Annotated in this window: 19 protein-coding genes; 9 read left to right on the forward strand and 10 right to left on the reverse strand. The window is 64.1% G+C overall.

Features of this window, described 5'->3' with window-relative positions; all coding sequences use genetic code 11:
• The first annotated feature begins 9 nt into the window (after nucleotides 1–9).
• On the forward strand, nucleotides 10–177 hold the full coding sequence (rpmG, locus tag IEV75_RS08685; RefSeq protein WP_009800672.1) for a 50S ribosomal protein L33: 168 nt from the start codon (nucleotides 10–12) through the stop codon (nucleotides 175–177).
• 48 nt (nucleotides 178–225) lie between these two features.
• On the opposite strand, the gene IEV75_RS08690 is transcribed toward rpmG, so the two are convergent.
• On the reverse strand, nucleotides 226–1,587 hold the full coding sequence (locus IEV75_RS08690) for a PleD family two-component system response regulator (RefSeq protein WP_188452175.1): 1,362 nt from the start codon (nucleotides 1,585–1,587) through the stop codon (nucleotides 226–228).
• Nucleotides 1,588–1,604: 17 nt separating this feature from the next.
• On the reverse strand, nucleotides 1,605–1,970 hold the full coding sequence (locus tag IEV75_RS08695) for a response regulator (protein WP_188452176.1): 366 nt from the start codon (nucleotides 1,968–1,970) through the stop codon (nucleotides 1,605–1,607).
• Nucleotides 1,971–2,147: 177 nt separating this feature from the next.
• Here IEV75_RS08695 and IEV75_RS08700 point away from each other — a divergent pair, with 177 nt between their 5' ends.
• The 6 genes from IEV75_RS08700 to IEV75_RS08725 all read left to right on the forward strand — a co-directional run bounded on the left by IEV75_RS08700 (nucleotide 2,148) and on the right by IEV75_RS08725 (nucleotide 7,538).
• On the forward strand, nucleotides 2,148–3,056 hold the full coding sequence (locus tag IEV75_RS08700) for an ROK family protein (protein ID WP_188452177.1): 909 nt from the start codon (nucleotides 2,148–2,150) through the stop codon (nucleotides 3,054–3,056).
• Nucleotides 3,053–4,303: a DNA polymerase IV gene (locus IEV75_RS08705; protein ID WP_188452178.1), complete on the forward strand. Its 1,251-nt coding sequence runs from the start codon at nucleotides 3,053–3,055 to the stop codon at nucleotides 4,301–4,303. The genes IEV75_RS08700 and IEV75_RS08705 overlap by 4 nt, the downstream gene beginning before the upstream one ends.
• A 65-nt stretch (nucleotides 4,304–4,368) precedes the next feature.
• Nucleotides 4,369–4,950: a DNA-3-methyladenine glycosylase I gene (locus IEV75_RS08710; protein WP_188452179.1), complete on the forward strand. Its 582-nt coding sequence runs from the start codon at nucleotides 4,369–4,371 to the stop codon at nucleotides 4,948–4,950.
• Nucleotides 4,947–5,168 carry a hypothetical protein gene (locus tag IEV75_RS08715; protein WP_188452180.1) on the forward strand — a complete coding sequence of 74 codons (222 nt, stop codon included), beginning with the start codon at nucleotides 4,947–4,949 and terminating at the stop codon, nucleotides 5,166–5,168. Before IEV75_RS08710 ends, IEV75_RS08715 begins: the two co-directional genes overlap by 4 nt.
• 158 nt (nucleotides 5,169–5,326) lie before the next feature.
• On the forward strand, nucleotides 5,327–6,472 hold the full coding sequence (locus IEV75_RS08720) for a beta-ketoacyl-ACP synthase III (RefSeq protein ID WP_188452181.1): 1,146 nt from the start codon (nucleotides 5,327–5,329) through the stop codon (nucleotides 6,470–6,472).
• A gap of 1 nt (nucleotide 6,473) precedes the next feature.
• A complete protein-coding gene (locus IEV75_RS08725; RefSeq protein WP_188452182.1) occupies nucleotides 6,474–7,538 on the forward strand; it encodes a zinc-binding metallopeptidase family protein in 1,065 nt (354 codons plus the stop codon).
• A 67-nt stretch (nucleotides 7,539–7,605) separates the two neighbouring features.
• Here IEV75_RS08725 and IEV75_RS08730 read toward each other — a convergent pair whose 3' ends face one another.
• The 8 genes from IEV75_RS08730 to IEV75_RS08765 form a co-directional block, all read right to left on the reverse strand.
• On the reverse strand, nucleotides 7,606–8,817 hold the full coding sequence (locus IEV75_RS08730) for an ammonium transporter (RefSeq protein WP_188452183.1): 1,212 nt from the start codon (nucleotides 8,815–8,817) through the stop codon (nucleotides 7,606–7,608).
• A gap of 160 nt (nucleotides 8,818–8,977) precedes the next feature.
• On the reverse strand, nucleotides 8,978–9,622 hold the full coding sequence (locus IEV75_RS08735) for a phosphoribosylanthranilate isomerase (protein WP_188452184.1): 645 nt from the start codon (nucleotides 9,620–9,622) through the stop codon (nucleotides 8,978–8,980).
• A gap of 40 nt (nucleotides 9,623–9,662) precedes the next feature.
• Nucleotides 9,663–10,079, reverse strand: a complete 417-nt coding sequence (gene mscL, locus IEV75_RS08740; RefSeq protein ID WP_188452185.1) for a large conductance mechanosensitive channel protein MscL — start codon at nucleotides 10,077–10,079, stop codon at nucleotides 9,663–9,665.
• An 86-nt stretch (nucleotides 10,080–10,165) separates the two neighbouring features.
• Nucleotides 10,166–10,450: an integration host factor subunit beta gene (locus IEV75_RS08745; protein WP_188452186.1), complete on the reverse strand. Its 285-nt coding sequence runs from the start codon at nucleotides 10,448–10,450 to the stop codon at nucleotides 10,166–10,168.
• Nucleotides 10,451–10,600: 150 nt separating this feature from the next.
• Nucleotides 10,601–12,310, reverse strand: coding sequence for a 30S ribosomal protein S1 (gene rpsA / locus IEV75_RS08750; protein WP_188452187.1), 1,710 nt, complete (start codon nucleotides 12,308–12,310; stop codon nucleotides 10,601–10,603).
• Between the two features lie 1,354 nt (nucleotides 12,311–13,664).
• Nucleotides 13,665–14,054: a VOC family protein gene (locus IEV75_RS08755; RefSeq protein ID WP_188452188.1), complete on the reverse strand. Its 390-nt coding sequence runs from the start codon at nucleotides 14,052–14,054 to the stop codon at nucleotides 13,665–13,667.
• 3 nt (nucleotides 14,055–14,057) lie between these two features.
• Nucleotides 14,058–14,714, reverse strand: a complete 657-nt coding sequence (locus tag IEV75_RS08760) for an RNA polymerase sigma factor (RefSeq protein WP_188452189.1) — start codon at nucleotides 14,712–14,714, stop codon at nucleotides 14,058–14,060.
• A 7-nt stretch (nucleotides 14,715–14,721) separates the two neighbouring features.
• Nucleotides 14,722–15,561 (reverse strand): universal stress protein, encoded by an 840-nt coding sequence (locus IEV75_RS08765; protein ID WP_188452190.1) that lies wholly within the window; start codon nucleotides 15,559–15,561, stop codon nucleotides 14,722–14,724.
• Between the two features lie 94 nt (nucleotides 15,562–15,655).
• Between IEV75_RS08765 and IEV75_RS08770 the strand changes: the two genes are divergently transcribed.
• Both IEV75_RS08770 and IEV75_RS08775 read left to right on the forward strand, forming a co-directional pair.
• Nucleotides 15,656–16,303 carry an HD domain-containing protein gene (locus tag IEV75_RS08770; protein ID WP_188452191.1) on the forward strand — a complete coding sequence of 216 codons (648 nt, stop codon included), beginning with the start codon at nucleotides 15,656–15,658 and terminating at the stop codon, nucleotides 16,301–16,303.
• The gene (locus IEV75_RS08775) at nucleotides 16,300–17,283 is read left to right on the forward strand and encodes an NUDIX hydrolase (protein WP_188452192.1); all 984 of its coding nucleotides are present in this window, start codon (nucleotides 16,300–16,302) and stop codon (nucleotides 17,281–17,283) included. Before IEV75_RS08770 ends, IEV75_RS08775 begins: the two co-directional genes overlap by 4 nt.
• Nucleotides 17,284–17,322 lie beyond the last annotated feature (39 nt).

Genomic DNA, 17,322 nt, shown 5'->3' on the forward strand with positions numbered 1-17,322 from the left:
GTGAGTGACATGGCCAAGCCGACAACCATCAAGATCCGCCTCAATTCGACGGCTGGCACGGGTTACTTCTACGTGACCAAGAAAAACGCGCGCACCATGACCGAGAAACTCGTGCTGAAAAAGTACGATCCGGTCGCTCGCAAGCATGTCGAGTTCAAGGAAGGCAAGATCAAGTAGATCTGCCCCCTTTCGACGTTTACCGATTTGATGAAGGCCGCGTGATCGTCACGCGGCCTTTTTCTGTGCCGCCATGACCTGATTGCGGCCCGAGGCCTTCGCCTGATAGAGCGCGGCATCAGCCCGCGCAACAAGGCGCTCTGGCGTATCGCCATGCATGATTTCGGCGACTCCGGCACTGGTGGTTGCCTCCACCGTGATTCCGGCACTGGCAATCTGGAACGGCGTACGGGCGATGGCCGCCCGCACCCGCTCAGCTGCTTCCACGGCTTCTCTCTGGGTCGCACCGGAAAGCACGACCATGAACTCCTCGCCGCCATGGCGCCCGGCAATGTCGAGCGCGCGAAGCTGGGCATTCATCCGCTCGGTGAACGCGCGCAGTACCTCGTCACCAGCCTGATGGCCCCATGTGTCGTTGATGCGCTTGAAATGATCGATATCGAACAGGATGACCGATACCGTCTCGGCGCTCGCCTCCCAGGCATCGACAGCCTGGCGCAGGCGTGAGCCCATATAGCGGCGGTTATAGAGGCCGGTCAGCGGATCAATGACCGCCATCTCCAGGCTTTCTTCCAGACGTTCGCGCAACTGTTCCGCATAGCGCTTGCGCTTTAGCTGGGTGTTCAGGCGTGCCGCCAGCTCGCCCGGATCGACGGGTCGCGTGACCACATCGCTGACACCCAGATCCAGCGCGCGGACCATGTCCTGAGGCGTATCGGGATCGACAACGCATATGATCGGCGTGTGACGGGTTACCGCGTCGGAACGAATGCGCGCACACACGCGCAACGCATCAAACCGAGCCGTCGCCAGGTCAATCAGCACCAGCTCTGCACCCGCGCGTGCGGCCTTGACCACGCCGGCCGGATCACCAATCGGGCGAGGCGCAAAGCCCTTGGGCAGTTTCGCAGACAGCCGCTCGGCGGCCGTGTCATCACCAGCAGCGACAATGACGATGGCGGGGCCTTCGAGATCGCCCTCCTCCACGCCGTCATCGGTCAGCGCGACCTCATGGCGCAGGCGCAGCTCGTCGAGCACTTCCTTCAGGCGCAGGAGGGAGCGCACACGGGCAAACAGGGCGACATCGTTGACCGGCTTGGTGAGAAATTCGTCCGCACCCGCTTCCAGGCCTTTCACCCGGTCCTCGCGCTGATCCAGCGCGGTCACCATGATGACCGGAATGTGGCGGGTAGCCGTATCGGCCTTGAGGCGCCGGCACGCTTCAAACCCGTCCATGCCGGGCATCATCACATCGAGCAATATGAGGTCCGGCTTGGTGTCGCGCGCCTTTTCAAGGCATTCGGCGCCAGAAGCGGCCAGCACGACGTCAAAATATTCGGCCGACAGGCGCGCCTCAAGCAGGCGCCGGTTGGTCTCGATATCGTCAACAACCAGGATACGCGCGCTCATCGTGTTTTGCGCCTCCCCTAGCCTATGAACTTGCGGATTGTCTCGATAAAACTTGTCACCGTGATGGGCTTGGAGAGATAGCCTTCACAACCGCCATCACGGATGCGTTCCTCATCGCCCTTCATGGCGAAGGCGGTGACGGCAACCACCGGAATGCCGGAAAGGTCCTCGTCGCTCTTGAGCCATTTCGTGACATCGAGGCCGGAAACCTCCGGCAGCTGGATATCCATCAGGATGAGATCGGGGCGGTGCTCACGCGCCATATCAATGGCTTTCAGGCCCTCCCTGGTCTGGAGGGTTTCGTAGCCGTGGGCCTCGAGCAGATCATGAAAAAGCTTCATGTTCAGCTCGTTATCTTCAACGATCAGAACTTTTTTGGACATGACCTGCAGCATGGCGACCGCGCGCTTCCCCCGTTTGCCCCGCCTTTGGCGTGGACCTTTTTCCATCCACTGCGGAGTAGACACCATTTTCCTTAATCAACGATGAGTCGCGCGCTAGGAACCCGGTAAGGAACAAGATAAGAACGTGGCGAGGCCAGAGCTGGCAGGGGACTGCGCATGATCCGCATCGGTGTTGATCTGGGCGGCACGAAGATCGAAGCCGCGGCGCTGGGGGCTGACGGAGCCATTCTGGTCCGCAAGCGGATCGCCTCCACGACCCGCTATACCGCCATGATAGAATCGATTCGCACGCTCGCCGCCGAAGTCCGGCAAGCGTCCGGCTGCGGTGATGTGAGCATCGGCGTCGGCCATCCCGGCTCGATCAATCCGCGTACGGGTCTTGTACGCAACGCGAACTCCTCCCAGCTCAATGGACAGCCCCTTGAACGCGATCTTTCGGCGGCACTAGGTCAGGCTGTCCGCTGCGCCAATGACGCCAACTGCTTTGCCCTGTCAGAGGCCACGGATGGCGCCGGCGCCGGCGCGCATTGCGTCTTTGGTGTCATCACCGGCACCGGGGTCGGCGGCGGCATCGTCATGGGCGGCCGCCTGCATGAAGGCGGCGGGCTTATCGCGGGCGAATGGGGCCACACCGCCCTGCCCCGCCCGTCCGCAGCGGAGATACCCGGCCCGCAATGCGGGTGCGGACGGCGCGGCTGTGTTGAGAGCTGGTGTTCCGGCCCGGCTCTGGCGCGTGACCACGAGCAGGCAACAGGCGAAAGCCTTACCGCAGACCAGATCGCGGCGAAGGCTGCCGATGGCGACGGCAAGGCGATGGCAACGCTGGCGCGTCATGCGGACCGTCTGTCGCGGTCTCTGTCTACTGTCGTCAACGTACTCGACCCCGATGTGATCGTGCTCGGCGGCGGGCTGTCCAACCTGCCCGGTCTTGCAGCACAGCTGGAAGCCGGTCTGGCGCCCCATGTTTTCACGGACGAATTGCGCACCCGTGTTGTGGCGAATCGGCACGGTGATTCGTCGGGCGTGCGCGGGGCAGCCTGGCTCTGGCCGCTGGAAACACGATGAGCGGATATTGCCGGACCTGCTTTGAGCCTGCACACCCGCCACGATGCGGAGCTTGCGGTTCGCGCAAGGTGTTTGCCCATGACGAGCTGGACAGGCTCTCCATCGCCCATATTGATTGCGACGCGTTTTACGCCTCCATCGAAAAGCGCGATGACCCGTCGCTGGCCAACCAGCCCGTCATTATTGGTGGCGGCAAGCGCGGCGTGGTGGCGACGGCGTGCTATGTGGCGCGTCTGCACGGCGTACGGTCCGCCATGCCCATGTTCAAGGCGCTCAAGGCCTGCCCCGATGCAGTTGTGATCCGCCCGCGCATGGCGGTCTATACCGCCGAGGGCAAGCGCATCCGCCAGATGATGGAAGACGTTACGCCGGCGGTGGAACCGCTATCGATCGACGAGGCCTTTCTGGACCTGACAGGCACGCAGCGCCTGCATGGCAGCCCACCAAGCGTCACGCTGATGAAGCTGGCAGCACGCATCAAGGCGGAGGTCGGCGTTACCGTGTCGGTTGGCCTGAGCTACAACAAGTTTCTCGCCAAGACGGCCAGCGAGCTCGACAAGCCTGACGGGTTTTCCGTGATCGGGCAGGCCGAAGCGGCAGACTTCCTGCGCCCCAGACCAGTGGGAAGCGTGTTCGGCGTCGGCCCGGCCTTTGCTGCCACGCTGAACAGGGACGGGCTGAAAACGCTGGGCGATGTCATCGCACGCGGAGAGGAAGCGCTGGTTCGCCGCCATGGGCCATCGGGCGCGCGGCTCTGGCGGCTGGCGCAGGGGATCGACAATCGCCCGGTCGCCCGCGACGGCGAGCGCAAGAGCGTTTCAGCCGAAACCACCTTCTTCGATGACGTGGCCGCCCATGACGAGCTGGAAAGGCGCCTCTGGCCGCTCTGCGTCAGGGTCGCCGACAGGATGAAGGCGCAAGGGATTGCGGGCCGCGTCGTCACGCTGAAACTGAAGACGGAGAGCTTCAAGTCCCTGACGCGGCGGCGTACGCTTTCCCAGCCGGCGCAGCTGGCCGATACGCTGTTCCGCACGGGCCGCGAGTTGTTGCGCGCCGAGGCGAAAGGGCCGCGCTACCGGCTTATCGGCATAGGATTCAGCGATCTGGAACCTGCCAGCGGCGATGCGCGCGACCTTCTCGACCCTGACGGCCCCAAACGCGCGGCCGCCGAGCGCGCGATGGACAAGGCCCGCGCGCGCTTCGGTCCGTCTGCGGTCATCAAGGGGCGCTCCCTGAAGGACCATTAGCGTTTGTTCACTTGGACGCCGCGCGCTTCGGTGCTTGGCTGACCACAGGAAGGCGGAAACACCCGATGATCCACCGTTGCGCATGGCCGGGCGACGACCCGCTCTATATAGACTATCACGATACTGAATGGGGCGTGCCCGAACGTGATGACGAGGCCCTGTTTGCCAAGCTGATCCTCGATGGATTTCAGGCGGGGCTCAGCTGGATCACAATCTTGCGCAAGCGCGAGGCCTTTGTGGAGGCCTTTGACGGGTTCAACCCCGAAGCACTGGCCCGCTATGGCGAGGCCGATATTGCCCGCCTTCTGGACAATCCCGGCATCATCCGTTCACGCGCCAAGATCGAGGCGTCCATCGGGAATGCAAAAGCGTATCTGGCGATGCGCGAGCGCGGACAGGGCTTCAGCGAGTATCTGTGGGACTTTGTCGATGGCGAGCCGGTGCAGAACCGGTTCAGCGAGCGGCACGCCGTCCCGGCCGAAACACCTGCCAGCCAGGCGATGAGCAAGGCGCTGAAAGCGGAAGGTTTCAAGTTCTGCGGGCCGGTCATCGTCTATGCCTTCATGCAGGCGACCGGCATGGTCAATGACCATCTGGTCACCTGTTTTCGCCATGAAGAGTGTGCAGCCCTGTCGAGGTCATCATGAAACCTGCCCTGAAGCTCGCCATGCTGATCGTTTGCGGTCTTTCAATCGGCGCCTGCGCCAACCGCCCGCCTGCGCACGCGCTGGACCGTGACTGCGAGATGGGCGGGCGCCATGGCGCCACGGGTGTACTGGAATACCAGTGCACGGACGGAGACGGCGTCGTGCGCGAACGCCCGCAGCCCATTCACCGGGTCATTAGCGGCGGGCGTAACGGCTAACACCTCTGAAAGACCATCCCCTGTTGTGCGCAAGTCACATGCACGCGGGCCCGTAATCGGCTATGGCCAACAGCCAGCCCGCCTGACAATGGTCGACACCGCACCGCTGTGGGGGCTAGGGTAAAGAGATAGCGATCAGGAATCGTTCGGGGAAACCGATGAGTGAAGCCGTCATTCGCGCCACAGGCCTGTGGACGCCGCCCCATTCCATATCCAATGAAGAGCTGGTGGCCGCGTACAATGCGTATGCCGAGCGCTATAATGCCGAGCATGCGGACGAAATCGCCCGCGGCGAGCTGGAAGCGCTGACCCCCTCCTCTGCCGAATTCATTGAGAAGGCTTCGGGCATCAAATCGCGTTATGTCGTGGAGAAAGACGGCGTTCTCGACATCAGCCGGATGATGCCGAACATACCCGAGCGTTCCAATGACGAGCTGGCGATTCTCGCCGAGATCGGCGCTCATGCGGCGCGCGACGCGCTGGAACGTGCCGGCAGGACGCCGGCCGATATTGACGGCATTATCGTGGCCGCCTCCAACATGCAGCGCGCCTACCCGGCTGTGGCGATCGAGATCCAGATGGCCCTCGGCATGGAGCACGGCTTCGGGTTTGACATGAATGTCGCCTGCTCCTCGGCCACGTTCGGCATGCAGGCGGCGGCCGACATGATTGCAGCGGGCAATGCCCGCGCGATACTGGTGGTCAGCCCGGAAATCACCTCGGCGCACCTGAACTGGCGCGACCGGGACAGCCACTTCATCTTCGGCGATGTGGCCACAGCCGTGCTGCTGGAGCGCGCGGAGCTGGGAGAGGGCGGATGGCGCATCATCGGCTCGCGCCTGAAAACGCAGTTCTCCAACAATATCCGCAATAATTTCGGCTTCCTGAACCGCACCGAACGCGCGACCGGCGACAACCGGCCGCTGCAGAACGGGTCGCCCAAGGACGACAGGCTGTTCGTTCAGGAGGGCCGCAAGGTGTTCAAGGAAGTCGTGCCGATGGTGTCGGACATGATCCGCGAGCACATGGACGATCTCGGGCTGGAGCCGGACCAGATGCGCCGCGTGTGGCTGCACCAGGCCAATATCAACATGAATCTGATGATCGCGAAGAAGGTATTCGGGCGCGAGGCTGGCGGCGAGGATGCGCCGACCATTCTGGATGAATACGCCAACACCTCCTCTGCCGGCTCGATCATCGCGTTCCACAAGCATTCCGAAGACCTGCAGAGCGGTGACAAAGGTGTGATCTGCTCCTTCGGTGCGGGGTATTCCGCCGGCACCGTGTTTGTGGAGAAGCTGTAAGATGAACCTGGCCGGCGAGACCGATCTCGCCGCGCGGATTCTGGCCAAGACCAACGAATATCTGGACTTTCCGAGCGTCGTTGGCCACGAGACACCGTTTCTCGATCATCTCGCGCGCGATTTTGCGGGCCTCGGCTACAAGCCGCAGCGCCACGCGAATCTGTGCGTTATTGATACCGGCAAGCCCGGCCCGGTCTTCATCGCCCATGTCGACCGGCACGGCGCCGTGATTGCGCCGGACGGCGCCCCTGTCTATGCCGCCCACGCGGTGAAGAACGAGAAATACGGCGAACAGGCCGTCGCGTCCGAAATTCTCGCAACGCGTGTCAGCGAGCGCTATGGCGGCGAAGAGGTCTTCGCCTATGACCGCAAGACCGGCGGACGGCTCGCCTATGGCGATGTCACCGGCGCACGGCTCGATAGCGACGGACGTATTGTGCTGGAGATTGCGGGCCTGCCGGCCCTGCCGCCGGGTACCCCGATAAGCTTTGGCCGCGCCCTTGACCGCAGTTCCGGCGGACAGGTCTCGGGCCAGCTGGACAATCCGGTATCGGTCGCCGTGCTGCGCATCGCCGCCGAACTTGGGCTTGGCGGCCATGTCGTGTTTACGGCGGAAGAGGAAATCGGACGCTCGGCCGCGCACTTCCTGCACTGGGCGGAAAAGGCCCTGCCTGGGCGCAAGGATGTTGTGGTGCTGGATACCAGCCCGTTTGAGGATTCAGCGGCCATGCTGGCCGGCGCCGTCATCCTGCGGCGCCGGGATGCCAGCGCCAGCTTTCACGAGGCCATGGTGGAGCGGGTAGAACGGGCCGCGGCCAGCGCAGGCGCGCCGATCATCTTCAAGGATGCCTTCATTGAGGCCGAGAACGCGGCGCGCGCCCGGCGCGGACAGCCGCTAAAGGGTATTGGCCTGACCGAGCTCGGCAAGATCACCGCCCAGTCGAAGGGCGAGTTCACTGGCGCCAGCCTGCAGGTGCCTACAGTGAACTACCATTCCAATCAGGAAACCACATCACCGCGCGCGCTGGTGGCCATGTTGCGTACCGCGCTGGCCCTGACATCCTGATCAAAAAAGAACCCCGCCAGACGAACTGGCGGGGTTTCAGTCAGGGAGGACTGGTAAACCCAGATCGTCACGCGCTCTCGCCGTGGAGCGCAATGTCGATCCCGGTAACTTCGTCTTCTTCCTCGACCCGCAGCTTCACCACGCGGCCAATCAGGAAGAGAATCACAAACGTGCCGATGGCACACCAGGCGGCAGCGGCAAGCGCGCCCCAGGTCTGCGTCCAGACCAGCAGCCAGTTGCCTTCTATGGCACCCGCCGTCCCGCCAATCGCCTCGACCGCGAAGACACCGGTCAGCACCGCGCCGGCGAACCCGGCAATCCCGTGCAGGCCGAACGCATCCAGGCTGTCATCGTATTTCAGGGCGCTCTTGAGTGCCGTGACCGCAAAATAGGCTGCCACAGCACCGGCTGCGCCCAGCGCGAACGCTGCTTGCGGGCCGACAAAGCCCGCCGCAGGCGTGATCGCCACCAGACCCGCCACCGCGCCGGAGGCTGCGCCGAGAACGGTCGGCTTGCCGCGCAGGATCCACTCCAGAGCGCACCAGACCAGCGCCGCCATGGCGGCTGCAATCTGGGTTACCAGCGCCGCATGGGCAGCAATCTCGTCAGCAGCCAGCGCCGAGCCGCCATTGAAGCCGAACCAGCCGACCCATAGCAGGCCTGCCCCGATGACGGTGAGGACCAGGTTGTGCGGCGGGTGGCCTTCCTTCGGCCAGCCGCGGCGCGGGCCAAGCACCAGCGCCAGCACCAGGCCGGCAACACCAGAATTGATATGCACCACTGCGCCGCCCGCAAAATCGATCACACCCGCCTCATCCAGGAAGCCGCCGCCCCACACCCAGTGGGCAATCGGCGCATAGACCACAAGCAGCCAGACGGGCACGAAGATGACCCAGGCCGTGAAACTCATCCGCTCGGCTGCGGCGCCGGAGATGATGGCCACGGTGATAATGGCAAAGGTCAGCTGGAACAGGATGAAGACAGGCTCGGGCAGTCCGCCGGAATCATTGCCTGGCTGAAGGCCCGCAAGGAAAAGCCTGTCGAGTCCGCCTATGAACGCTCCGTCGCCTGTCAGGGCCAGCGAGTAGCCCACCAGTGCCCAGGTGATGGTGACGAGCACGGCCGCTGCGAGCGAATGCATCAGTGTGGAGAGCACACTCGTCCGGCGTACCATGCCGCCATAGAACAGCGCCAGGCCGGGAACGGTCATCATCAGCACCAGTGCCGAAGCGGTCAGTATCCAGGCGGTATCGCCTGCGGAGAAGGCAGCGTCTTCCATTTGCGGATCACCCCTTGGCAGAAAACATGCGCCAAACGTGCGTCCGCCTGTCGAAGCTTGTCAGCGGCCGGACTTGTATTGCAGCGCAGCAGGGGCGGGCGTGCCGGAATTTGAGGCGCCTTTGCACAATATTGGTGCAAGGCAGGCCGAGTGGCCGCAATCAGCGCGTTACCGTCTGCCTTGCTGCGCGGACAAAGGCCGCAATTCGCGCCAGGTCCTTTAGGCCGGGCGCGCTTTCCACGCCTGACACCGCGTCGACGGCCCTGGCGCCGGACACAGAGACCGCCGCCGCTACTGTCTCCGGCGAGAGGCCGCCGGCCAGGATGAAGGGCAAGGCGTCAAAGCCCTTCAAGAGCGAATAGTCATACCCCTCGCCCCAGCCACCCGGCCGGTCCGCGCCTGCGGGCGGTTTCGCATCGAACAGGATGGCATCGGCGTAACCTGCGTAGCGCGCAGCCTTTTCCACATCGGCTGGCATGCTGACGGGAACGGCCTTCCATACGCCCTCGCCTGCATAACTGCGCGCATCAAGGCAACGCTGCGGGCTTTCATGTCCATGAAGCTGGATAATGTCAGGGCGAAGCACGCGCAGCACCTCGCCCAGCAGGACGTCGTCGGGATCTACCAGCACGGCGACCGATTTCGCGGCCCCTTTCAGAGCGGCGAGTTCTGCCGCCTTTGCCAGCGTCACACCGCGCGGGCTTTTGGGGAAGATGATGAAGCCCAGATAATCGGCCTCGGCAGCCACGGCAGCACGCACCGAGGCTTCGTCACTCATCCCGCAGATTTTCACCAGCACGCTCATGCCGCTCGACTTAGCCCGGCCAGCCCGGCGCGCAAAGAGCCTACTTCTTCAGCAGGTCCCGGATCTCTTCGAGCAATTCCTCATTGCGCGGCTTGGCAGGAGGCTCGGCAGGCACCTCGTCCTTCTTCTTGTCCATCATCCTGTTCATGCCGCGGATGAGCAGGAAGAGCGCGAACGCCACAATCACGAAGCTGATCACCGCGTTGATAAACACGCCATAATTGATGGTGGCGGCTCCGGCCTCGGCGGCCGCAGCGCGCGAGGCGTATTCCACCCCGTCCAGCGCGAGGAATAATTCCGAGAAATCGACGCCGCCGAGCAGAAGCCCGATGGGCGGCATCAGTATATCGTTCACGAAGGACGACACGATGGTGGAGAACGCCCCGCCGAGAATGAAGCCGACCGCAAGGTCGACCACATTGCCGCGCATGGCAAATTTCTTGAATTCATTGAGCATGATAAAGCCCTCCCGGCGAACCCGGAAGGAATCCTAGGCGGATTTCCGGGCCTCGCCTAGACGAACGGCGTGCCGCCACGACGCGGTTACGCCTTGCCGTCCACGCGCTCGCGCAATTCCTTGCCCGTCTTGAAGAAGGGCACGTGCTTTTCTTTCACCGACACGGCGTCGCCTGTGCGCGGATTGCGCCCCTGGCGCGGCGGACGGTTGCGCACGGAAAAAGCGCCGAACCCCCGCAGCTCCACGCGTTCGCCGCGTTCGAGCGCCTGGGTGATTTCTTCAAATATCGAATTGACGACCCGCTCGACGTCACGCTGGAAAAGATGCGGATTGGCAGCCGCCAGTTTCTCGATCAGTTCAGACTTGATCATGATTTCGCGTCCCCGGGATGACGAAGGGAGAAACCTTGGGACGGGTACCGGCCAAGGTCAATCACTTCAAGGCAAAAAGAGTGATACCGGCAAAAGAAAATGGCCGGACCCGCAGGGCCCGGCCATTTGCCGTCACGTCACCAATGCGGACTATTCGTCCTTCTTGGTGTCCTGCTGCTTCAGCGCGGCGCCCAGAATGTCACCGAGCGATGCACCGGACTCAGACGAGCCGTACTGCTCGACCGCTTCCTTCTCCTCGGCCATTTCGAGGGCCTTGATGGAGACCGATACGCGCCGTGCGCCCTTGTCGACATTGGTGATGCGCGCATCCACCTTGTCACCGACAGAGAAGCGCTCGGGGCGTTGCTCGGCGCGGTCACGCGACAGGTCAGACTTGCGGATGAAGGATTTCATCTGCCCGCCTTCGCCGAAGGAGACCTCGATGCCGCCCGTGGTCACTTCGGTCACGGTGCAGGTCACGGTCTCGCCGCGCTTGAAGCCGCCGGAGTCTTCCATCGGGTCGCCAGCCAGCTGCTTGATGCCGAGCGAGACGCGCTCTTTCTCGATATCCACGTCCAGCACCTTGGCCTCGACCATGTCGCCCTTGTTGAAGTCGGCCAGCGCTTCTTCGCCGGAACGGTCCCAGTCGATGTCCGACAGGTGGACCATGCCGTCTATGTCTTCGCCGACGCCAATGAACAGGCCGAATTCGGTGATGTTCTTCACCTCGCCCTTCACGACCGTGCCGGCCGGATGGGTTTCAGCGAAGATTTCCCACGGATTGCGCTGGGTCTGCTTGATGCCGAGCGAGATGCGGCGCTTCTCCTCGTCCACGTCCAGCACCATGACGGTGACTTCCTGGGAGGTGGAGACGATCTTGCCGGGGTGGATGTTCTTCTTGGTCCAGCTCATTTCAGAGACGTGGACAAGGCCTTCAACGCCCGATTCCAGCTCCACGAACGCGCCATATTCGGCGATGTTGGTCACGCGGCCTTCAAAGGTCGCGCCCACCGGATACTTCGCGGCCACCGCATCCCACGGATCGGACAGAAGCTGCTTCATGCCGAGCGAGATGCGCTGGGTGTCCTTGTTGATCTTGATGATCTGGACTTTCACGGTCTGACCGACCTCGACCACTTCGCTGGGATGGCCAACGCGGCTCCAGCTCATGTCGGTGACGTGCAGGAGGCCGTCAATGCCGCCCAGATCCACGAACGCACCGTAATCGGTGATGTTCTTGACGACGCCTTCGCGGGTTTCGCCCTCGGCCAGATTGCCGACCAGCTCGGCGCGCTGCTCGGCACGCGACTCTTCGAGAACAGCGCGGCGCGAGACAACGATATTGCCGCGCGGGCGGTCCATCTTCAGGACCGCGAAGGGCTGTTCCTTGTTCATCAGCGGGCCGACATCGCGCACGGGGCGGATATCCACCTGGGAGCCGGGCAGGAAGGCCGATGCGCCGCCCAGATCGACGGTGAAGCCGCCCTTGACGCGGCCGACAATGGCGCCGTTGACCGGCTCCTTGGCCTCGAACATTTTTTCAAGGCGGTCCCAGGCTTCCTCGCGGCGGGCCTTGTCACGCGAAAGCACCGCTTCGCCGAGCGCGTTCTCGATGCGCTCCAGATAGACTTCAACCTCGTCGCCGGGCTTGGGGGTGGTCGAGCCGGGGCCGGAGAACTCGCGCAGCGAGATGCGGCCTTCGGTTTTCAGACCCACATCGATCACGATCATGTCGTGTTCGACGGCGGTCACGGTGCCACGCACCACAGAGCCTTCTACAAGGTCACGGCCTGCAAAGCTCGCTTCGAGCATTGAGGCAAAATCGTCGCGGCTAGCCGCAGAGGAAGATGTAGCATTCATGCGAAAAGACAGTCTCCAGCTTATGCGTTTGTATTCCGGCCGGCCGGTTGTCTCCGGCGGTCTTGCTGCTTTGGGGGAGCGCCCCCTCGCAGCCGGAATGGTTACGGTCTGGACACGTCTCTGCCACCGGAACCCGGCGCTCCGGGCCCGTCGATCATTGAAGAAAGGGGTTGGAGGAGCCGGAGGGCCGATGACAAAATCGTGCCCGGTTAAACGCCCTGCCTGCCAAACCGGCAGAAGCAAAGCGCGCGCGTCCTTACTCCATAAGGGCTTTAAGCGCAAGCGGGAGGGGTAGGGCTTGCCCCCTGTCGCCATCGCCCTCCAGTGCGTTCCCCCGGCAATAAGCCGGGGTGCGGAAAAAAGGACTGGGCACCGGCGTGCGCCGGTGAAACGCGTCTGAGGAGCCCCACTCTCGTCATTCCAGAAGCGGCGAAGCCGCTATCTGGAACCCAGAGCTTTTGAGAAAAACTGGATCCCGGCGTGCGCCGGGAAAACGCATTGGGGAATGCCTATCCCCTCGTCATTCCGGCGCAAGCCGGAACCCAGAGCCGTATCCACCGCCTGAGCTCTACGATCTCTGGATTCCCGCCTGCGCGGGAATGGCGAGGAAGTGTGGGATAAATCCCCACTTATCTCCCCTCCTGTGAACTTGCCGCATAATGGCGGGTGTTCATCTCCGGCAAGACGGCGGTCCGGAATGCGTCCCGGCCGGGAGATGAAGCGGTGACCTGAGACGGGGTGCGCCCTAGGCTGTATCGGCATTCAGGTTTCGGGCGTGACGTGTAGCGGATTTTGTGCCTGACAAGGAGAGACGGCCGCCGTGGAGCATCCCTCCACAAGGGCGGCTCGACGCCGTCAGGGATGAAATCCGCCGCGCCTCTTCGAGGTATGGCGAAAATCGCCCACTCTTGCGTCGCAGCCCCTCGAAAGGGGAGCACCCTTCCATCGGGCCTGCTCCTGATACTGAACGATTTTTGCGCATATCACGCTCCAAAACTGAATGTCGATACAGCCTAGAGTCTGGCCAATGCGAGACATCGACGCGGGGTTCATCCTCAGGTTCAGGCGGCCGGCGGAGCGGAAAACCGTAGCGGGCGCGGTCTGTCTCACCCTTGTGGACGGCTATACAGGTCCAGCTGGACCGGCTGACCCTCGGGAGGGCTGATGCGCGTCACGGAGGCTACGGCTATGGAGCAGCGTAAGGTATCCGCCCCGGCTGAAGAAACACCTGCGTGCGGGCGGCCTTGAGAGGGCCCGTTTGAACGTTCGCGTCCGGTCTTTTCATGGCCGCCCGCGCCATCCGTCCCATAAACCCCGCCCGGTAACGCGCGGGGATGGGGGTGTTGGCCGCAAGCTAGCCTTTCAGCGATCTTGGTACTTCGGCCCTTTGCCAGAAGGCCAGCGCATTGCCATCCGGGTCCAGAAAGTCGGCAGACCAGCCGCCTGGCGCCTCGCTGACCGGCGTCACGATGGTGACGCCCTGCTCGGCCAGCGCGGTGATGAGATCATCAATGCCCCCGGCCTTCAGGTCGAACACCACGATCGGCGTATTGCCGGGGCGCACATCATCGCTCTGGAAGAAGATGAGCTGCGATCCGGCTGTCAGGTCGGCAATCAGCCAGAAAGGCTCAGCCCCTTCCTGCCGCGTCACATCGAGGCCCAGCGTGTCGCGATAGAAGCCCTCCGTGCGCTCGATATCGGCCACGTTGAACACGACGGCAATTTCCTGCGGCTTGGGTATCATGGGTCATTCCTTCAATTTTGCGCCTGCGGACATCGCGGGCGGACACATCCCTGTTGCCGCAGCGGCACCATTCGTGAGCGCGGGTGTGCGGAAAATCAGCAGATTGCCGTCCGGGTCATAGGTGCCAAACGCGGCACCGCGGCGCGCGAGCATGGCGGGCATGCCCCTGCGCAGGAGGCCGTGAGCCAGATCGGTCCGCAGTCCGGCAAACGCCGGCGTCCCGAGGCCGCTGGCCGCCGCCGCTCGTTTCAGGGCTCTCAGGCGCTGACGCATGGCGGTGTCGGACAGCCCTAGCGCGGCACGGATCTCGCTGCGCGTATGGCCAGTCAGGGCGAGCGCCGCAACCGGGCGCAGGGAGGGTGCAAGGCTGCGCACCCATGTAAACATGTCCCCATCCCCGCCGGGGCCGGACGGGGCGTCGCCGTCCGCCGCGAGCTGTGTTGCATCACGCGCCTTGCGGCGCATGGCGCTGCGCGCCTCCATGCGGGCCTGATTGCGGATCACGCCGCGCAGCCAGCGCCGGTTCTGCGTATCCTCCAGATCAGACCGGCCGGCCTCCAGCGCGGCCAGCAGGGCAGTCTGCACAAGGTCTTCCGCCTCGTGGACGAGGCGTGTGCGCTGGCGGGCGAAAGCCAGCAGATCGGCGTAGGCCGGCTGCATCCCGGCTCTAGTGCGCAACCAGCAGGGACGGCCCGTCCTTCGCCCCCAGCAGGGTGCGCGTCACGCCGCCGAAAATGAACTGGGCAAGGCGCGACTGGCCATAGGCACCGGCGACCAGCAGGTCAGCGCCGGATGCAGCTTCAAGCAGCGCATCGCCCAGACTGCCCTTGGCCTCGACGGCCTGTGACTTCGCCTTGATACCGCGCGGGGCCAGCCAGTTGGCCAGCCGGTTGGGCGCCGCCGCCGCGCGGTCGGCATAATCGAGGTTTTTCGGGCTGTGCAGAATCGTCACCTCCACCCCTGCGGTGAAGAAGGGCTCAGCGGCGAAGGCAGCGCGGGACGCTTCGCGCGATCCATCCCAAGCGACGCATATCTTCCTGGGCGGTATTGCCCCGCCGCGGGGCACGAAGAGCGGGCAGGCCTCATCCACAAGGCAGGACGCCGTGAAGCCGGACAATGGTCCCTTGCCTGCCGCCGCGTCGGGGCAGGCGACCAACATGCGCACCAGCCTCGCCTGCTGGGCCGCCTCGGACGGGCTGTCCGTCACCCGGCGGAAGGAGGCATTGACACCCCTGTCGTCCATCGTTTCGAGATGACGCTTCATGCGCGCCTCGGCCTCGATCGCGGCCTTGGCCGCTTCCTCGCGCACGGTCTCGATGGCACTGGTGACCACCGAGGCACCGGCCGCGCCCGGCCCGGTCCACAGCATGTAGCTGGCCGGGTCCGGCTCCACGAACACCGCGCGTATGTCTGCGCCGATCAATGGCGAAAGTGCCACGGCGGCGGCCAGCGGGGTATCGTCGGCCTCATCGCCCTGCAGGGCTACGAGAATGCGTTCCGGGTTCATGGCGGCCTCCCTTTCAGGTGTGCTTGCGCTTGAACTTACGCCAATTCCTTCTAGACCGGGAGGGGAGAAGCTGGCCCGCGACACGATTGCACACATGGCTCAACGCAAGACATCCACCCCCGCGCCGAGAGCCTGGCAGCGCATGCTGTCCGGGCGGCGCCTCGACCTGCTCGACCCGTCCCCGTTCGACATCGAGATCGAGGACATTGCACAAGGGCTGGCGCGCGTGGCGCGCTGGAACGGCCAGACGGTGGGGCAACATGCCTTTTCGGTCGCCGAGCACAGCCTGATCGTGGAGCGCCTGTGCGGCCAGATGGAGCCGGCCTGGCCGGCGAAATGGCGTATGGCCGCGCTGCTTCACGATGCGCCCGAATATGTGATTGGCGACATGATCTCGCCGTTCAAGAGCGCGCTGGGATTTGACTACCAGGCCTTCGAGGCAAAGCTCGAGCGCGCCGTGCACACACGCTTTGGCCTGCCGGCCCATCTGCCGAAATATGTGAAGACCACAATCAAGAAGGCCGACCGGCTGTGCGCCTTTTTCGAGGCGGTCCAGCTGGCCGGCTTTTCGGTCGAGGAGGCACGCGAATTCTTCGGCAAGCCGCCGCTTGGATTGCGGGTCGATATCCCCGTGCGCCCGACAGAGGCGGTACAGGGCGATTATGTCACCCGCTTCGAAACCTTGCTGATCGCCATGGATGAGGAAGACCGCCCGGCCGGGCGCAAGGCGGGACGCTCATGAGCCCGTCGCGCCCGCCGCTGCCGGCATCGACCGGTCTGGTCGTCGGCCTCAACGCCGTGATTTTCGCCAGTGAGGAAGGCGAGCCGCGCGTGCTGGTCACGCAAGGCCTTGCCACGCCAGAGGCGGCCCTGCCCTTCGGCCCGTTCGATCCGCAAGCTCACCGCACATTCGAGATCGGCCTGCGCGAATGGGTGCGCGGCCAGACCGGGTTCGAGCTGGGCTATGTCGAGCAGCTCTACACGTTCGGCGATCGGGGCCGTGAAGCCCCGCTGGCTGCCCTGACCGGCGCGGCGGGGGCGCGCGTGATCTCGCTTGGCTATCTGGGCCTTGCCCGCGAGGCGCGCGAGCTCTCCGGGCTGGGCGCGCGCTGGGCAAGCTGGAACGAGTTTTTCCCGTGGGAGGACCACCGCCATGGCCGCCCGCCCGTAATCGACGAGCTGCTGGCGCCGGCCTTGCGCAGCTGGGCCGACGAGGCAGGCGCGCCGGGCAGCCGCGCGGCGCGCCTGGAGCGCGTGCGCACGAACTTCGCGCTGGACGGCCTTGTGTGGAACGAGGAACGCGCGCTCGACCGGTATGAACTGCTCTATGAGGCAGGTCTCGTCGCCGAGGCCGCCCGCGATCAGGGCGAACCGGCACGCGCCCCGGCCGGCACCGGCCAGATCATGGCGTCTGACCACAGGCGCATTCTCGCCACCGCCATTTCGCGCCTGCGCGGCAAGGTGAAATATCGCCCGGTCGTGTTCGAACTGATGGGAGACACCTTCACCCTGTCCGAACTGCAGCGCATGGTGGAGGGCATCGCCGGCTTTGCCCTGCACAAGCAGAATTTCCGCCGTGCGCTGGACCGGGCCGGGTTCGTGGAAGGCACGGGCCGCTTCGAGGCGCGTACGGGCGGACGCCCGGCCGAGCTCTATCGTTTCCGCAATGAGGCCGTAAGCACCGGCCCGGCGTTGGGGCTGGCCATTCCAAGGTTGAAGTGACACCCGCTTGACAATACGAACGAACGTTCGCACATAAGC

Source organism: Glycocaulis albus (genome assembly GCF_014639075.1).
GTDB lineage: Bacteria > Pseudomonadota > Alphaproteobacteria > Caulobacterales > Maricaulaceae > Glycocaulis > Glycocaulis albus.